Raw genomic sequence first — 13,939 nt, 5'->3', positions numbered from 1 at the left:
GATGTCGATAGGCCGCGGCCGGTTCCGGTGTCACCGTCGCACAGCAAGTGGTTCTGCAAATGACTGAATTTCGAGGCGTTTTTCCCTATCTGGTGTCTCCCCTCGGGTCCGACGGCCGGGTCCGCGGCGATGTGCTCGGCCGGCTCTGCGACGATTTGATCAAGGCCGGCGTGCACGGGTTGACGCCGCTCGGCTCGACCGGCGAATTCGCCTATCTGGATGCGGCGCAGCGCAAGGCCGTGGTGCAGGCGTCGATCGAGGCCGCCGCCGGCCGCGTGCCGGTGGTCGCCGGCGTCGCCTCGACCTCGACCGCGGATGCGGTGGCGCAAGCGAAAGCCTACGAGCAACAGGGCGCCGACGGCATCCTGGCGATTCTCGAGGCGTATTTTCCGCTGAAGGACGCGCAGATCGAGAGTTACTTCCGGGCGATCGCCGACGCGGTCGATATTCCGGTGGTGATCTACACCAATCCGCAATTCCAGCGCTCGGATCTGACGCTCGACGTGATCGCGCGGCTCGCTGAGCATCCGCGCATCCGCTACATCAAGGACGCCTCGACCAACACCGGCCGGCTGCTGTCGATCATGAATCGTTGCGGCGATTCGTTGCGGGTGTTCTCGGCCTCGGCGCATATTCCGGCCGCGGTGATGCTGATCGGCGGCGTCGGCTGGATGGCCGGCCCGGCCTGCATCGCGCCGCGCCAGAGCGTTGCGCTCTACGAGTTGTGCAAGGCGCAGCGCTGGGACGAAGCGCTGAGTTTGCAGCGCAGGCTGTGGCGCGTCAACGAAGCCTTCGCCAAATTCAACCTCGCCGCCTGCATCAAGGCCGGCCTCGCGCTGCAGGGCTACGACGTCGGCGACCCGGTGCCGCCGCAAGCCGCGCTGACGGCGGACGAGCGAAAGGCGGTCGAGGCGGTGCTGGCGGAGATTGCGTAGGTCTTAGCCGCGCGCCGCAGCCTGCTCCCCTCCCCGCAAGGGGGAGGGGAGAAGAGAGCGCTTTGCTACGGGCAGTCATTCCGGGGCGCGCGTAGCGCGAACCCGGAATCTGGAGATGTTCTGCGTTGAACGCGCGGGTGCCCTGAACGTCGGGATTCCGGGTTCGCTCGCTCCGCGAGCGCCCCGGAATGACAGCCGTGGGGGTACAGTGACTCCAATCAGCCGCGGCCTGCTCCCCTTCCCGCAGGCATATGGAAGTTCGCGGTCGCGACGAGCATCACCCTCCCCTGGAGGGGGAGGGTCGCTCGCGTCAGCGAGCGGGGTGGGGTGGCGAAGAGTTCGTCCGCCGTGCCCGCTTCTCACCCCACCCCGGCACGCATCCCGCTCTGCGGGCTGCGTGCCGACCCTCCCCCTCCAGGGGAGGGTGAAGAGAGCCCGGTGCAATAGCCTCGAAGTCCATATGCGATAGCCTTCCCCGCAAGGGGGAGGGGAGAAGAGTGCGCTTTGCTACGGGCAGTCATTCCGGGGCGCGCGTAGCGCGAACCCGGAATCTGGAGATGTTCTGCGTTGAACGCGCGGGTGACCTGAATGTCGGGATTCCGGGTTCGCTCGCTCGGCGAGCGCCCCGGAATGACAGCCGTGGGGGTACAGTGACTCCAATCAGCCGCGGCCTGCTCCCCTTCCCGCAGGCATATGGAAGTTCGCGGTCGCGACGAGCATCACCCTCCCCTGGAGGGGGAGGGTCGCTCGCGTCAGCGAGCGGGGTGGGGTGGCGAAGAGTTCGTCCGCCGTGCCCGCTTCTCACCCCACCCCGGCACGCATCCCGCTCTGCGGGCTGCGTGCCGACCCTCCCCCTCCAGGGGAGGGTGAAGAGAGCCCGGTGCAATAGCCTCGAAGTCCATATGCGATAGCCCTCCCCGCAAGGGGGAGGGGAGAAGAGGGCGCTTTGCTACGGGCAGTCATTCCGGGGCGCGCGTAGCGCGAACCCGGAATCTGAAGATGTTCTGCGTTGAACGCGGGTGACCTGAATGTCGAGATTCCGGGTTCGCCCGCTCCGCGAGCGCCCCGGAATGACGCCAGAGAGGCCCCCCTCTTGGCTTACCGCCGCCTTCTCCGCTAAAACCGCTCCCAAGCAAGCAACAAAGGAAGCGGCATGAACATTCTTCCCGGCACCATGCGGTTCGGCGCGGGTCAGCCCGTCAAGCGTCTCGAGGATCAGCGGCTCGTCACCGGACACGGGCGCTATCTCGACGACAAGCCCGCCGACGGCGCGTTGTGGCTGGTGGTGCTGCGCTCGCCGCATGCGCACGCCAAGATCGTCTCGATCGACACCGAGGCGGCGCGGGCGATGCCGGGCGTGGAGGCGGTGCTGACCGGCGCCGATCTGGTCGCGGACGATGTCGGCACGATCCCGACGCTGCCGATCTTCAAGCGGCCCGATGGTTCGCCGATGGCGCTGCCGCCGCGGCGGCTGTTGGCGCACGAGATCGTCCGCTTCGTCGGCGAGCCGGTCGCTGCCGTGATTGCGAATTCGCAGGCCGCGGCGCAGGCGGCGGCCGAGGCGGTCGCTGTCGAGTATGACGAACTTCCGGCGGTGACCGATCCGACCGCGGCGATCCAGCCCGGCGCGCCGGTGGTGGTCGACACCGCGCCCGACAACATCGTCGCGGCGATGAGCTATGGCGACGCCGCCAAGGTCGATGAAGCCTTCGCCAAGGCCGCCCACACCGTCTCGCTCGACATCGTCAGCCAGCGGCTGGTGCCGTCGGCGATGGAGCCGCGCGCGACCATTGCGGAGATCGAGAAGAAGACCGGCCGGCTGATCCTGCACGTGCAGTCGCAGACCCCGGCGACCACCCGCGACACGCTGGCCGACGCGATCCTGAAGCGGCCGAAGGACTCGATCCAGGTACTGGTCGGCGACATCGGCGGCGGCTTCGGCCAGAAGACCGGGCTGTTTCCGGAAGATGGCCTGGTCGCCTATGCGGCGGTGAAGCTGAACCGCAAGGTGCGCTGGCGCGGCGACCGCACCGACGAATTCGTCGGCGGCACCCATGGCCGCGACCTGACCTCGACGGCGTCGATCGCGCTCGACGCCAAGGGCAAGGTGCTGGCCTATCGGGTCTCCTCGCTCGGCGGCACCGGGGCTTATCTCGCCGGCGCCGGCGTGATCATTCCGCTGGTGCTCGGGCCGTTCGTGCAGACCGGCGTCTACGATCTGCCGCTGGTGCATTTCGACATCAAGGCGGTGATGACCCACACCGCACCGGTCGGCGCCTATCGCGGCGCCGGCCGTCCCGAAGCCGTGTACATCATCGAGCGCTTGATGGACGCCGCCGCGCGACAGCTCAAGATGGACCCGCGCGCGATCCGCAAGGTCAACTACATCAAGCCGACGCAACTGCCCTACACCAACGCGGTCGGGCAGGTGTACGACAGCGGCGCCTTCGCGCATCTGATGGAGCGCGCAACCGAACTGTCCGACTGGGACGGCTTCAAGGCGCGCAAGAAGGAGGCGCAGAAGAAGGGCCTGCTCTACGGCCGCGGCGTCACCAGCTACATCGAATGGACCGGCGGCCGCGCCCATGTCGAGAAGGTCAGCCTGCACGCCACCGCCGAGGGGCGCATCGTGCTGCATTCGGCGACGCAGGCGATGGGGCAGGGGCTGGAGACCGCCTATTCGCAGATGATCGCCGCGGCGCTGGAAATCCCGATCGACAGCATCGACGTGGTCCAGGGCAACACCGATCTCGGACACGGCATCGGCAGCGTCGGCTCGCGTTCGCTGTTCGTCGGCGGCACCGCGGTCGCGGTGTCGACCGTCGACATGATCGCCAAGGCGCGCGAGAAGGCCGCCAACATTCTCGAAGCCTCGGTCGAGGACATCGAATATGCCGGCGGCACGCTGACCATCGCCGGCACCGATCGCAAGATCAGCCTGTTCGAGATCGCCGCCAAGGAGAAAGGCACCAAGCTCAGCGTCGACAGCAGCGGCGAAGTCGACGGCCCGAGCTGGCCGAACGGCGCGCATATCTGCGAGGTCGAGGTCGATCCGGAGACCGGCGTCAGCCGCGTGGTGCGCTACACCACGGTCGACGATGTCGGCAATGCGGTGAACCCGATGCTGGTCGCAGGGCAGATCCACGGCGGCGTCGCGCAGGGCGTGGGACAAGCGCTGTACGAAGGCGCGGCCTACAATGACGACGGCCAGTTGCTGACCGCGAGCTATCAGGATTACTGCATCCCGCGCGCCGACAATCTGCCGCCGATCGACGTCACGCTCGATCCGTCGGCGCCGTGCCGCACCAATCCGCTCGGCGCCAAGGGTTGCGGCGAATCCGGCGCGATCGGCGGCCCGCCCTGCGTCGTCCATGGCGTGCTCGACGCGCTGGCCCCGCTCGGCGTCACCTCGCTGAACACGCCGCTGACACCGGAGAAGGTGTGGCGCGCGATTCAGGACGCCAAGGCCGCGCAGGCGGCCTGACGATCATCGTCATTGCGAGCGAAGCGAAGCAATCCAGAGCCCAGAGGTAAGACTGGATTGCTTCGTCGCGGAGCCTGTGCTCGGACGGCGCGGAGCGCCGATCCGAGCGCTCCTCGCAATGACGGGCATAGGCGCTGATCTGAACCAATTCCGGCGAACCACCGACCATTTGTCGCCCGGCGCATGCTATGCTGCGCCGGTTCGCCCGGGGAGAGATCGATGCGGAAGTTTCTGACGGTGCTGGCGGCGCTCGCCACGCTCAGCCTGACCAATTGCGGTTACAACGCCATCCAGAGCGAAGAGCAGGAGGTCAAGGCGACCTGGTCGGAGGTGGTCAACCAATATCAGCGCCGCGCCGATCTGGTGCCCAATCTGGTGAATTCGGTGAAGGGCTTCGCGCAGCAGGAGAAGGACGTGCTGCTCGGCGTCACCAACGCCCGCGCCAAGGTCGGCAGCGTGCAGGCGACGCCCGAGGTGCTGAACGATCCGGCGGCCTTCCAGAAGTTCCAGGCGGCGCAGGGCGAACTCTCCAGCGCGCTGTCGCGGCTGCTGGTCGTCACCGAGAACTATCCGCAGCTCAAATCCGATGCGCTGTTCACCAATCTGATGGCGCAGCTCGAAGGCACCGAGAACCGCATCACCGTGGCGCGCAACCGCTACATCAAGGCGGTGCAGGCCTACAACGTCACGGTGCGCTCGGTCCCGACCAACTTCACCGCGATGATGTTCGGCTACAAGGAGAAGCCGAACTTCACCGTCGAGAACGAGGGCGCGATCTCCACCGCACCCAAGGTGGACTTCAACGCGACGCCTGCGCCGGCGAAGTAAATGCGCGCAGGAGGCGCGGCGGTGAGGCGCATGGCGCGGGCGTCGATGCTCGCGGCGCTGCTGTGCTGGGCGGTTGTGGCCTTCGCCGCGATCGCACAGGCGCAGCTCGCGGTGCCGCAGCTCACCGGCCGCGTGGTCGATCAGACCGGCACGCTCGACAGCGACGCGATCGCCCGGCTCAACGACAAACTGAAAGCGTTCGAGGCCCGCAAAGGCAGCCAGATCGCGGTGCTGATCGTGCCGACGACGCAGCCTGAAGCGATCGAGCCATTCTCCATCCGCGTCGCCGAGGCGTGGAAGATCGGCCGCAGACGCGTCGACGACGGCGCGATCCTGCTGGTCGCCAAGAACGACCGCAAGCTGCGGATCGAGGTCGGCTACGGTCTCGAAGGCGCGCTGCCCGACGTCACCGCCAAGCGTATCATCGACGAGATCATCACGCCGAAATTCAGGACCGGCGATTTCGCCGGCGGCATCGAGGCCGGCGTCGACCGCATGATCAGCGTGATCGACGGCGAGCCGCTGCCCGCGCCCGAGCCGCAGCACGAATGGTCGCCGGAATCGTTCGACCAGATCAGCGGCTGGGCGATCCCGCTGATCTTCGGCACGCTGGTGGTGAACGGCTTCCTGCAGAGCCTGCTCGGCCGGATGGCCGCCTCGGCGCTGACCGGTAGCATCATCGGCGGCGTCGCCTGGATGTTCGGGCTCGGCTTTCCGATCGCGATGATCGCCGGCTTCGCGGCGTTCCTGTTCGCGATGTTCATCGATCTGTTCAGCGGAGGCGGGCCCGGCATCGGTTCCGGTCGGCGCGGCGGCGGCATCTATCCCGGCGGCGCGTGGTCGGGCGGCTCGCGCGGCTCGAGCAGCGGCGGCTTCAGCGGCGGTGGCGGCAGCTTCGGTGGCGGCGGCGCTTCGGGGAGTTGGTGAGCGGGGAGATGGCGATGGGCATCCGGCGGATCGGCAAGCATCTGATCACCAGCCGCTGGCGCGTGCAGAAGGCGTTTCCGCCTTCCGCGCTCGACGCCATCGAGCGCGCGATCGGCAGAAGCGAAGCGCGGCACGCCGGGCAGATCCGTTTCGTGGTGGAAGGCGCGCTCGACGGCGCGCCGCTGTTCCGCGACCAGCCGGCGCGCGAGCGCGCGCTCGACGTGTTCTCGCAATTGCGGATCTGGGACACCGAGCACAATAACGGCGTGCTGATCTATCTGTTGCTCGCCGACCGCGACGTCGAGATCGTCGCCGACCGCGGCATCGATGGCCGGGTCGACGCGGCGGCGTGGGAACACATCTGCCGCGAGATGGAGAGCGCCTTTCGCGACGGCCGCTTCGAAGCCGGCGTGCTGCGCGGCATCGAGCTGATCACCGCGCATCTGGCGCGGCATTTTCCGAAAGACAGCGGCGGCGACAACGAACTACCCGACGCACCCGTGGTGGTCTGAGCCCAGGCGCGTCAGATCCGGTCTTCGGTGGTGAGCGCCAGCGTCAGTCGCCGCAGCATCGGCGCGACGAACAGCACCACCGGCAGCATTACTAGCCACGACGCGCCCCACGCCGGCAGCCAATGTTCCAGAAAGGTCTGCTCGCCCAGGAACGGTACGCTGGCGACCATCGAGGCGACCGCGGTGGTGATCCCCGATTGCAGCACCGCGTAGACGAAATGGCTGAATCTCCGAGGAATGCCGAGCATCGATCAATCCCGTCAGGGGCGAATAGCTCGGATTCAAGCAAACCTCGTGCCGTTTCGTGAGAGATCAGCCGGATCATCCGGCTTGCGTTTGCGTCCTAATCGTAATAATTGAAGTTACATGAAAAGAGACAGCCGCCTGTCGTCGGTTCTGCATGCGCTGCTGCACATGGCGGAGCACGACGAGCCGATGACGTCGGACCAGCTCGCCGCGTGCATGTGCACCCATCCGGTGGTGGTGCGGCGGACGATGGGGTTGCTGCGCGAGGCCGGGCTGGTGGCGTCCGAACGCGGGCCGTCCGGCGGCTGGCTCATCACCGCCGATCTCGAAGCCGTCACCCTGCGCGACCTGCACGACGCGCTGGGGGAGCCCGCGATCTTCGCGATCGGCAATCGCAATGCGACGCCGCAATGCCTCGTCGAGCAGGCCGTCAACGCCGCGCTCGACGGCGCCTTCGCCGAGGCCGAGGCGCTGCTGCTCGAGCGCTTCGCCAAGGTGACGCTGGCGAAGCTGTCGGCGGATTTCAACCGGCGCCACGCGGCGCATCGTGCCCGAAAATAAAGGATCGATCGACATGCAGCACGACGTGATCGTGATCGGCGGCAGCTATGCGGGCATGGCCGCAGCACTCCAGCTCCTGCGCGCCCGCCGCAGCGTGCTGGTGATCGACGCTGGGCAGCGCCGCAACCGCTTCGCCGCGCATTCGCACGGCTTTCTCGGCCAGGACGGCGCCGATCCGGCCGCAATCGCCGCCTCGGCGCGTCGGCAAATCGAGGCCTACAAGACGCTGCGCTGGATCGACGGCGTCGCCGACGCCGCGTCGGGCCACAAGGACGCGTTCACGGTCACGACACGCGACGGCCCGCAGCACAGCGGGCGACGCCTGCTGTTCGCGACCGGCGTGTCGGATAGTCTGCCGGCAATCGAGGGGCTGCAGGCGCGCTGGGGCGTCAGCGTGTTTCTCTGCCCGTATTGCCACGGCTACGAACTCGACCAGGGCCGCATCGCGGTGATCGCCACCGGGCCGATGTCGCTGCATCAGGCGCAATTGCTGCCGGAATGGGGCGAGGTCACGCTGTTCACCAACGATGCCGTGGCGCCCGACGACGCGGCGCGCGCCGATCTGATCGCCCGCGGCGTGACCATCGAGGACACGCCGATCGCGCGTGTCGACGGCCATGCCGACATCGTGCTCAGCGACGGCCGGCGGCTGCCGTTCGCCGGCATCTTCACCACCTCGCGGAGTGCGCCGGCGACGCCGGTCGCGGAGTCGTTGGGTTGCGCGCTGGGCGAAACGCCGTTCGGCACGCAGATCGCAACCGACGATGCGAAGCAGACCAGCGTGCCGGGCGCGTTCGCCTGCGGCGATGCGGCGCGGGTGCCGCATTCGCTGTCGCTGGCGGTCGCCGACGGCGCCTGGGCCGGCGCAAGTCTGCATCGCTCGCTGGTGTGGCCGGACGCCTGACGACGGCCGGCGCGTGCCGCTACCTAGGCCTTCGCAGACGGCCGCGCCGCGATCCGCTTGTGCCATTCCACCAGCACGGTGTTGGCGGGATCGAGCGGCTGGCCGACCTGCGCGCCGAAATCGATCCAGCCGTATAGCAAGAGATCGGCAAGCGTGAAGCGCGCGCCGCAGACGAACTCCTTACCCTGCATCTGCGTGTTCATCCATTGCAGCCGATGCGCCGCCATCTGCTTCAGCCCCGGCGCGGCCTCGGGAAAGCACGGCACCCGATCCTTGAACATCTTCAGCCCCTCGCTGAAGCGGAAGCCGTTGGCGAGCGGCTCGCAGATCGTCAGATCGATCCGCCGCGTCCACATCCGGCATTCGGCGCGCTCCTCGGCCGTCGTGCCGATCAGCGCCGGCGTCGGATGTTTCTCTTCGAGATATTCGCAGATCGCGGTGATCTCCGACAAAAAGCTGCCATCGTCGAGTTCGAGAGTAGGCGTCTGTCCGTGCGGATTGCGCGCCAGATGCTCGGGCTTGCGGTTGTCGCCGGCCCGGATGTCGACGCTCTGGGTCGGGATCGTCAGGCCCTTCTCGGCGATGAACATCCGCACCAGGCGCGGATTGGGCCCGATCGAATCGTACAGCTTCATGGTCGTCTCCCTGATCGGCGGCTTGATGCGCCGTTGCAACGATCTGTCCTAGCGCGGGACAGCGCGCAGCGCAAAGCCGCGCCGCGGCGCGGGAGCTGAATCCTGAAATTTTCGTAAGCATCGAAGGAAGTAACGGATTGGCAAGTAATCAAAGTTACCGAATGGTCAAGCGTATCAGGAGGATTTGACGTGGACGAGCATCGCAAAGAGCCCAACAGCGAAGATCAGGCTGGCGCCGGCGCTGCGGCGGGCGCGTCGGAAGGCTCCGCGCAATCCGCGCAGCCGCCGGCCGCGAACGCGAACGGCGATGCTGTTTCCGCGCAGGGGCACGGGGCCGAGCCGGCCAAGGAGGCCGCGACATCGGCCGGCGAGATCGCCCAGCGCCGCCCCGGCACCGTCACCATCATGGCGCCGCCGCGCAAAGAGGACTGGGCTCGCCACTGGGACGACGAGATCGAGGTCGAGGCGCCGGATGAACCCGACGAGCCGGCCGCAAAGCCGCACGGCAGGCGGCAACTGGCGCTGGTCGCCGTCGCTGTCATTCTGGCCGCGATCGCGGGCGCGGCCGGCGGCGCGCTGACCAGCGCAGGCTTCGCGCATGTCGGCGGCAATGCCGATGCGGCGGCCGACGCGCAAGCGCAGGCGCGCGTCCTGGACGAGCAGGTCTCCAAGCTGCAGACCGAACTCGCCGCGCTGAAGGCGAGCGTCGACCGCGCCGACAAGGCCGCCAGCGCCCAGATCGCCAAGGCCAATGATCGGATCGAGAAGGTCGAAAAGGCGCAGGCCGAACCGGCGCAGAAGATCGCCAAGCTGAACGAAGCCGTCGAAAAGCTGCGCACCGCGCAGGCCGAGAAGCCGGCGCCCGCGCCGGCCCCGGCGCCGGCGCAGGTCGCCTCCGCGTCGCAGGACGTCACCGGCTCGGTGCCGCCGAAGCCGGCGGCGAAGCCGAACGACGTCGGCCGGCTGCCGACCGTGTCCGGCTGGGTGCTGCGCGAGGTCTATGACGGCGGCGCGGTGATCGTCGGCCGCCAGGGCACGTTCGAAGTCTATGCCGGCGATCCGGTGCCGGGTCTCGGCCGCGTCGATGCGATCCGCCGCCAGGACGGTCGCTGGGTGGTGGTGACCAGCCGCGGCCTGATCGTTTCGCGCTGATCGTCACGTCTGGTTTGCTCGATCTCGGCGCGGCGTGTGCAGACACGTCGCGCCGTTTGCTTTGGGGTGCTCTATCGATTGATCGAATCGATATGGCCCTTGCCAGATGCACTAACTCGTCATCCTGAGAGTCTGACCGAAAATGCGGCCAATGGAATCAATCACTGTCGTCTCAACTCGTCATGCCCGGCCTTGTGCCGGGCATCCACGCCTTGCAGCGGAAGCCGCGAGAAAGGCGTGGATGGCCGGGACGAGCCCGGCCATGACGGAGTGAATTGCGAAGTGAACCTTCAAACGCGATTGACTTTGCTGCCTGCATGTTAGTCTTCCTCTGAGGAGCCCGGCGAAGCCGGGCGTCTCGAAGGATGGGGCGACGCAGGGCCCGTGGCGCATGGTTCGAGACGGCGCTGCGCGCCTCCTCACCATGAGGCTGTGCCTGTGTCGAGCGTTCCGGAACGAGTGTCGGTTCCATCGGAAACAGAATTGCGTTAGCTTCTCCGCAGACCCGCTGCGCCATCGCAGCACGACTGCTCTGGAACCACGGCACGCGTGCGACGCTTTCTCGGCCTGGCATTGCTGATCAGCGCTCTGGTGCGGCCCGCGGCAGCCGGGCTGGCCGAGGATGTTTCGCGCGGCCTTGCGATCACCGATCCTGTGGCGCTACGCGAACTCGATCAGCGCGCGCATCGCGACGACGGCTCGAACCATCCCGGCTTCGGCCTGCGGCAGATGCTCGACCCGGCCTCGTCCGAACCTCTGCGCAACGATCGCTTGTTCGCGCTGCCGTCGATGGCTGCGCTGCGCGCGTCGCTCGACGACGAATTCGCGCGCTATCAGCAGGCGCATCAGAGGCAGGCGCCGAAGCTGTTCGACCGCGACCGGCTCTATGCCGGCGCGACGCGCTTCGTGCTCGCCGGCATCGTCAACCGGATCGACCGCGGCTTCGTCGCCGCCGACGGTTGCGGCGAGATCCGGCTGATCTATCGGCCGATCGACGACGCAGCCGGTGCGCCGCAGCGGCTGCCGATGACGCTGAACATCGTGCTGCGCGCGACGGCCGCCGGCATCGCCTGCCGCGAGGTCGCGCGGCGCTGGCTCGCGGCGGGCGAATGGCCCGACACCGGCGCCGATCTGGCGCGCAGGCTGATCGCGGCGGATGGTCCGCTGGCGCCGCTCGGCCCGGCCGCGATCGATCGCATCGAGATCAATCTGCAGATCGCCACGATGCCCGCCGTCGCGGGCGCCGATTTTCGCGCGGACTATCTGATGCAGGTGTTTCGCTTCGACGCGGTGTCGCAGCGCTATCAGGCGGTGCCGATGGAGAACCAGATCGATCGCGACAAGCTGTTGGCCGACCGCGATCTCGGATCGCGGTTCAAGCACTGGCTGCTGCAGCCGGAGAATTTCGCGGCGTTCGATCGCGGCACGCTGATCGTGCCCGAAGCCTATCTCGCCCGCCGTGCGATCGCCGCGACGCCGGCCGCGTTCACGCATTCGGAGCTGCGCCCGGCGTTCGGCCTCGCCGGCCCGGGCACGCCCGATCCGCTGATCAGCGATCAGGACGTCGTCGCGGCGCTGCAGCGCGCGGCGGAGCGCGGCGTCGCCTTGCAGAATATCCGCTCGCCGGCGGGCTTTGCGCGGCGCCTCAACGACATCACCTGCTCCGGCTGCCACCAGACGCTCGGCATCGGCGGTTTCCATTTTCCCGGCATCGACGGGAGCGCGGAACCGGCGTCGCGCGTCGCCGTCTCCGGCTCGCCGCATTTCATCGGCGACCAGCCCCGCCGCCGCGACATCGTCGCTGCGATCCGCGACGGCCGCGCGCCGGACTATTCGCGCGGCTTCACCGATCGCCCGCAAACGCGCGGCGCGACCGCGCGGAGCGGCACCGACGACGACGGCTGGGGCGCGGCGTGCGGCCTTGCCGGCCCGGGCGGGACCGTCGATCCGAGCTTCGGGAACTGGCGCTGTGCGGCGGGGTTGACCTGCCAGCCGGTGCGTGGCGCGGCGGCGTTTCCGATCGGGATGTGCTTCGTCGGCCACCGCTGATCCCGGGCACAGGTCGAAGCGAGGAGGCCGCGATGAGCGATCCGGGTCCGGACACCAAGCAGCGCAATCAGCAGATCGCCGACAACGAAGCGTCGCGCAAGACCGCGAGCGAGGTCCGCATCTCCGGCTTCGCGATCGCCGCCACCGTCCTGATTGCGCTCGCCGCCTTCGGCTGGATATTCTTCGGCCGCTGAGCTCCGGCAGTTCAGAGTCTGATGGAACCAGACTTGTGGAATCAGACCTGTGGAATCAGACTTGCCGACGGGGAGATCTCACAACACGGACAGCCTCATGGTGAGGAGGCGCGCAGCGCCGTCTCGAACCATGCGCCGCAGGCACCCGTGGCCTCATCCTTCGAGACGCCCGGCTTCGCCGGGCTCCTCAGGATGAGGAGGCAGTGCCGCTGGACACGCCGTGTATCGCTGCTGTCCATCGATGAAACAAACTAGCCCACCACGCCGGACACGCGCAGCGCGCTGATCGCCGCGTCGTCATAGCCGGCGCCGCGCAGCACGTCGTCGCTGTGCTCGCCGAGCGCGGGCGGCAACCGCGGCCTCGTCTTGGCGCTGCCTTCCACCCAGATCGGGCTGTTGATGGTCATGATGGTGTTGTTCTCGAACGGCACCAGCACGTCGTTGTCGATCATCTGCTGATCGTTCGGGATGTCGTCGAGGATGCCGACGACGCCGAACACCAGCCCGCTGCCGTCGAGCGCCTTGCGCCAGTCGGCGAGGTCGCGGGTCGCGAAGACCTCGTCGAACAGGGCGATCAGTTCGACCGAGCGGGCGTGGCGGTCGGGCGTGGTGGCGAAGCGCGGATCGTCGGTGAGATCCTCGCGGCCGAGGCAGCGCGTCAGCGTCGGCCACTGCTTCTCTTCGTTCAGCAGCGACAGGATCAGCCAGCGGCCGTCGCGGCAGCGATAATGATTGGCCACCGCGTTGAGCGCGCGCTCGCGCGGCATCCGCGGCTGGAACTGCGCGCCGACCAGCTTGGCCTGCGCCAGCACGCTCGACGACCACACCCCGTTGGCCATCAGATTGGACTTCACCTCGCTGCCCTTGCCGCTGCGCTCGCGCTTGTACAACGCGGTGACGATCGCGCCGTACAGCGCCATCGCGCAAGGGTGGTCGCCCATGCCGGCGACCGAGCGCGCCGGCGTGGTGTCTTCGTCGGCGCGGACCAGATCCATCATGCCGGAGCGCGCCCACCACGCATTGCTGTCGAAGCCCGGCTTGTTGGCCTCCTCGCCACGCTCGCCATAGCCGGTGAAGCTCGCATAGATCAGTCGCTCGTTCAGCGGCGCCAGATCCGCATAGGCGATGCCGAGCCGCGCCCGCACCTGCGGCGGGAAGTTGGTGATGAACACGTCGGCCCCGGCGACCAGCTTGCGCAGCACCTCCTTGCCCTCGGGCTTGGCGAGGTCGAGCGCGAGGCTGCGCTTATTGCGGCTCTCGATCATCCACGCGTAGTTGTGCTCGCTGCGCGGATAGCCCGGCAGGTTCGGCAGGTTGCGATACGGATCGCCGGCGCCCGGCGGCTCGATCTTGATGACGTCGGCGCCGAAATCCGACAGCACGGTCGCCGCAGCGGGGGCGGCGATGAAGCTCGCGCAATCGAGCACCTTGAGACCCTTGAAGATGCCGTCGTCCATCGCGCGCTGCTCCCTGGCTTTTGTTGCTTTTCGTGGGCCGGAATATGCGCTGGCG

13 protein-coding genes are annotated in these 13,939 nt (G+C 67.9%); 10 read left to right on the top strand and 3 right to left on the bottom strand.

Going from position 1 to position 13,939, the window contains the following annotated elements; all coding sequences use genetic code 11:
• Nucleotides 1–59: 59 nt before the first annotated feature.
• From SR870_RS13040 to SR870_RS13020, 5 genes are all read left to right on the top strand, one after another.
• On the top strand, nucleotides 60–935 hold the full coding sequence (locus tag SR870_RS13040; protein ID WP_322513984.1) for a dihydrodipicolinate synthase family protein: 876 nt from the start codon (nucleotides 60–62) through the stop codon (nucleotides 933–935).
• 1,153 nt (nucleotides 936–2,088) lie between these two features.
• Nucleotides 2,089–4,419, top strand: coding sequence for a xanthine dehydrogenase family protein molybdopterin-binding subunit (locus SR870_RS13035; RefSeq protein ID WP_322513983.1), 2,331 nt, complete (start codon nucleotides 2,089–2,091; stop codon nucleotides 4,417–4,419).
• Nucleotides 4,420–4,638: 219 nt separating this feature from the next.
• Nucleotides 4,639–5,247 (top strand): LemA family protein, encoded by a 609-nt coding sequence (locus SR870_RS13030; protein WP_322513982.1) that lies wholly within the window; start codon nucleotides 4,639–4,641, stop codon nucleotides 5,245–5,247.
• Between the two features lie 30 nt (nucleotides 5,248–5,277).
• Complete coding sequence (locus SR870_RS13025; RefSeq protein WP_322513981.1) at nucleotides 5,278–6,174, top strand: YgcG family protein; 897 nt, start codon at nucleotides 5,278–5,280, stop codon at nucleotides 6,172–6,174.
• 14 nt (nucleotides 6,175–6,188) lie between these two features.
• A complete protein-coding gene (locus SR870_RS13020; protein WP_322518265.1) occupies nucleotides 6,189–6,686 on the top strand; it encodes a TPM domain-containing protein in 498 nt (165 codons plus the stop codon).
• Between the two features lie 11 nt (nucleotides 6,687–6,697).
• Here the strand turns inward: SR870_RS13020 and SR870_RS13015 are convergent, their stop codons facing one another.
• A complete protein-coding gene (locus tag SR870_RS13015) occupies nucleotides 6,698–6,934 on the bottom strand; it encodes a DUF2798 domain-containing protein (protein WP_322513980.1) in 237 nt (78 codons plus the stop codon).
• A 118-nt stretch (nucleotides 6,935–7,052) separates the two neighbouring features.
• Between SR870_RS13015 and SR870_RS13010 the strand changes: the two genes are divergently transcribed.
• Both SR870_RS13010 and SR870_RS13005 read left to right on the top strand, forming a co-directional pair.
• Nucleotides 7,053–7,493 (top strand): Rrf2 family transcriptional regulator, encoded by a 441-nt coding sequence (locus SR870_RS13010; RefSeq protein ID WP_322513979.1) that lies wholly within the window; start codon nucleotides 7,053–7,055, stop codon nucleotides 7,491–7,493.
• Nucleotides 7,494–7,506: 13 nt separating this feature from the next.
• Nucleotides 7,507–8,397, top strand: a complete 891-nt coding sequence (locus SR870_RS13005; protein ID WP_322513978.1) for an NAD(P)/FAD-dependent oxidoreductase — start codon at nucleotides 7,507–7,509, stop codon at nucleotides 8,395–8,397.
• Between the two features lie 23 nt (nucleotides 8,398–8,420).
• Here the strand turns inward: SR870_RS13005 and SR870_RS13000 are convergent, their stop codons facing one another.
• Nucleotides 8,421–9,032 (bottom strand): glutathione S-transferase, encoded by a 612-nt coding sequence (locus SR870_RS13000; protein ID WP_322513977.1) that lies wholly within the window; start codon nucleotides 9,030–9,032, stop codon nucleotides 8,421–8,423.
• A gap of 189 nt (nucleotides 9,033–9,221) precedes the next feature.
• On the opposite strand from SR870_RS13000, the gene SR870_RS12995 reads away from it, so the two are divergent.
• From SR870_RS12995 to SR870_RS12985, 3 genes are all read left to right on the top strand, one after another.
• Nucleotides 9,222–10,184 carry a hypothetical protein gene (locus SR870_RS12995; protein ID WP_322513976.1) on the top strand — a complete coding sequence of 321 codons (963 nt, stop codon included), beginning with the start codon at nucleotides 9,222–9,224 and terminating at the stop codon, nucleotides 10,182–10,184.
• 549 nt (nucleotides 10,185–10,733) lie between these two features.
• On the top strand, nucleotides 10,734–12,233 hold the full coding sequence (locus SR870_RS12990; protein WP_322513975.1) for a hypothetical protein: 1,500 nt from the start codon (nucleotides 10,734–10,736) through the stop codon (nucleotides 12,231–12,233).
• Between the two features lie 32 nt (nucleotides 12,234–12,265).
• Complete coding sequence (locus tag SR870_RS12985) at nucleotides 12,266–12,427, top strand: hypothetical protein (RefSeq protein WP_322513974.1); 162 nt, start codon at nucleotides 12,266–12,268, stop codon at nucleotides 12,425–12,427.
• A 251-nt stretch (nucleotides 12,428–12,678) separates the two neighbouring features.
• On the opposite strand, the gene SR870_RS12980 is transcribed toward SR870_RS12985, so the two are convergent.
• Nucleotides 12,679–13,884, bottom strand: a complete 1,206-nt coding sequence (locus SR870_RS12980; RefSeq protein ID WP_322513973.1) for a CoA transferase — start codon at nucleotides 13,882–13,884, stop codon at nucleotides 12,679–12,681.
• Between the last annotated feature and the right edge of the window lie 55 nt (nucleotides 13,885–13,939).

Origin of the sequence: Rhodopseudomonas palustris, from assembly GCF_034479375.1 — a bacterium.
GTDB lineage: Bacteria > Pseudomonadota > Alphaproteobacteria > Rhizobiales > Xanthobacteraceae > Rhodopseudomonas > Rhodopseudomonas palustris_M.
This window is presented reverse-complemented; position numbering and strand designations above follow the sequence as displayed.

Bases quoted from the DNA above. Each gene is read 5' to 3' on its own strand.
- SR870_RS13040 (WP_322513984.1), top strand. From the start codon at position 60: ATGACTGAATTTCGAGGCGTTTTTCCCTATCTGGTGTCTCCCCTCGGG.
- SR870_RS13035 (WP_322513983.1), top strand. From the start codon at position 2,089: ATGAACATTCTTCCCGGCACCATGCGGTTCGGCGCGGGTCAGCCCGTC.
- SR870_RS13030 (WP_322513982.1), top strand. From the start codon at position 4,639: ATGCGGAAGTTTCTGACGGTGCTGGCGGCGCTCGCCACGCTCAGCCTG.
- SR870_RS13025 (WP_322513981.1), top strand. From the start codon at position 5,278: ATGGCGCGGGCGTCGATGCTCGCGGCGCTGCTGTGCTGGGCGGTTGTG.
- SR870_RS13020 (WP_322518265.1), top strand. From the start codon at position 6,189: ATGGGCATCCGGCGGATCGGCAAGCATCTGATCACCAGCCGCTGGCGC.
- SR870_RS13015 (WP_322513980.1), bottom strand. From the start codon at position 6,934: ATGCTCGGCATTCCTCGGAGATTCAGCCATTTCGTCTACGCGGTGCTG.
- SR870_RS13010 (WP_322513979.1), top strand. From the start codon at position 7,053: ATGAAAAGAGACAGCCGCCTGTCGTCGGTTCTGCATGCGCTGCTGCAC.
- SR870_RS13005 (WP_322513978.1), top strand. From the start codon at position 7,507: ATGCAGCACGACGTGATCGTGATCGGCGGCAGCTATGCGGGCATGGCC.
- SR870_RS13000 (WP_322513977.1), bottom strand. From the start codon at position 9,032: ATGAAGCTGTACGATTCGATCGGGCCCAATCCGCGCCTGGTGCGGATG.
- SR870_RS12985 (WP_322513974.1), top strand. From the start codon at position 12,266: ATGAGCGATCCGGGTCCGGACACCAAGCAGCGCAATCAGCAGATCGCC.
- SR870_RS12980 (WP_322513973.1), bottom strand. From the start codon at position 13,884: ATGGACGACGGCATCTTCAAGGGTCTCAAGGTGCTCGATTGCGCGAGC.